Genomic DNA, 1,125 nt, shown 5'->3' with positions numbered 1-1,125 from the left:
AATCTCCAAAAGGACCTTGTGCAAAGGCATTGGTTGTAAGGAGTAGGAATAAAATAAGTAAGTGTTTCATATCCAATAGATAATTGATAACAAGCTATTTATCAAGTTGTTTGTTGCTTTCCATACTTATATAAGTATCGTTTGAAGGTTTCTTGATAGATTTCAGATGTACTCTCTACCCAATTTGAAACGCTAATAGTAAATGTTGGCAATCCAGCTTCTTTTTTAAAGTGGTCGAATTCGACCACTTTAAAATTAGGGTTATAAAGTATTTCCCAAGTACCTAAAAATTCTAATGTACTTCTATTTCTTATCCAGTTCTTTATTATATCAGCAGCTCTTGCTTCATCATTTTTACCTTTAGCCATATCTGTTAATGAAATATAATCCTGATTGTCTATTGTAGCTAAAGATATTTCAACATCTTGTACTTTAAGTTTATTATTTGTTGGTGTCATATATTTGGTAATTTTTAGTTACATCATTAAAGAGGTTCTCCGATGATACGGGTTTTATACTCACCTTTTACTATTTGCCAGCATACTTCGTAAGCAAGATACCCATCGCCATTGTGTGCAATGATATAAAGTACATCATCTTCCCTATCATAATACGCAAAATTGTTAGTGTCCCAAATGCCAATCTCATACAAATCATCATAGGCACTTTTAGGGATAGGTACGTCTTTACCATTGATAGTTACAGTGATACTCTTGTAATGATCTTTAGGTAGGAACTCATCATTGTCTAGTCCATATATTTTCTTTCCGTCAATGATAAGCTCATTATACTCTTTATGTCTTTTCTTGGTAATCTTGTGTTTGGTTTTATCAAATGGCTGTTTGGTAAGGGTTACACTAATGCCTTTACCTGCAATAGTAATACTATTGCCTTGCTCTTTACCTTTGCCAATCGAGGGAAATTCGCTTATCATCTTTAGGCGACTTTTATGTACATACCCTTTATCTACATACAACCAATTAAAAAATATCTCTTCACCAGTTTCATCTTGTATAGTATCAAATAAAGTATATACAAGTGTATTGTTCGGCAAAGTGCCTACAATTTTGCTTTTTACGTTTCCTTTAGCACGAATGTTTACATAGCCGTCTTTGTCTTTTACTA

General features: G+C 32.8%; 2 protein-coding genes and 1 pseudogene. All 3 read right to left on the bottom strand.

Annotated features, from left to right (window positions below):
* Nucleotides 1-70: pseudogene (locus HMPREF1551_RS14515) on the bottom strand (SH3 domain-containing protein); the annotation flags it as partial.
* Between the two features lie 31 nt (nt 71-101).
* The gene (locus tag HMPREF1551_RS10550) at nt 102-458 is read right to left on the bottom strand and encodes a KilA-N domain-containing protein (RefSeq protein WP_021629128.1); all 357 of its coding nucleotides are present in this window, start codon (nt 456-458) and stop codon (nt 102-104) included.
* A gap of 26 nt (nt 459-484) precedes the next feature.
* Nucleotides 485-1,125: SH3 domain-containing protein (locus tag HMPREF1551_RS10545; RefSeq protein WP_021629127.1), on the bottom strand; the 641-nt coding region annotated here is incomplete at its 5' end.

This window comes from Capnocytophaga sp. oral taxon 863 str. F0517 (assembly GCF_000466425.1).
Classification (GTDB): Bacteria; Bacteroidota; Bacteroidia; order Flavobacteriales; family Flavobacteriaceae; genus Capnocytophaga.
The sequence above is the reverse complement of the archived record's forward strand: the minus strand, read 5'-3'. Positions and strand labels throughout refer to the sequence as shown.

Bases quoted from the DNA above. Each gene is read 5' to 3' on its own strand.
- HMPREF1551_RS10550 (WP_021629128.1), bottom strand. From the start codon at position 458: ATGACACCAACAAATAATAAACTTAAAGTACAAGATGTTGAAATATCT.